The sequence below is a fragment of the Chromobacterium piscinae genome (assembly GCF_021129175.1).
GTDB classification, from domain to species: domain Bacteria; phylum Pseudomonadota; class Gammaproteobacteria; order Burkholderiales; family Chromobacteriaceae; genus Chromobacterium; species Chromobacterium piscinae.
Genome location: NZ_JAJOHV010000194.1, coordinates 1 through 537, shown reverse-complemented (window position 1 = coordinate 537; position 537 = coordinate 1). Strand labels below are relative to the sequence as shown.

Genomic DNA, 537 nt, shown 5'->3' with positions numbered 1-537 from the left:
CATCGGACGTGGCCGTTCCGGCACCCGGGCGACAAGCTCGGCATCGATCTGAAGCCGGCGGACGAGGCGGACAAGAAGGTTTTCAAGGAGGCGGCCAAGCCGTCGACGGAAGCGGTGGGCGAGCAGTTGCCGCAGCAAGCGCCTGCCAGCCCGGCGAAAAAGGCGGCCGAAGCGATCGCGGGGTTGCAGGCGCAGGCGCAGTACGGCATGAGCCTGTCGATGCTGCGATTGATCAAGGGCGCCGATATCGCGAGCTTGTCGGTGGGGCAGGTCAAGCAATACAGCCAATTGCTGCGGACCGGCGGTGTGTTGTCCGAGGACGACGCGGAATCGCTGCTGCCGCTGACCCAGCGCGGGATGGTGGACCCGATGAGCTACTACAAGCGCGATCTGAGCTGGCTGGCGGACATGAAGGCTAAGGGTCTGACCCCGCAATACGCGACCGCGGGAGGCATGGCCGACCTGGTCAATGTGGAGGGGCGGGTACGGAACGACCAGCAAGGGCAGGGCGTGCTGGAGCGTTGGCAGGCGCTGCAC

1 protein-coding gene is annotated in these 537 nt (G+C 66.1%); it reads left to right on the top strand.

The genetic code is table 11. The features are described from left to right. Positions 1-537, top strand: a 537-nt coding sequence (locus LQR33_RS24165) for a hypothetical protein (RefSeq protein ID WP_231470775.1), incomplete at both ends; no start/stop codon positions are given.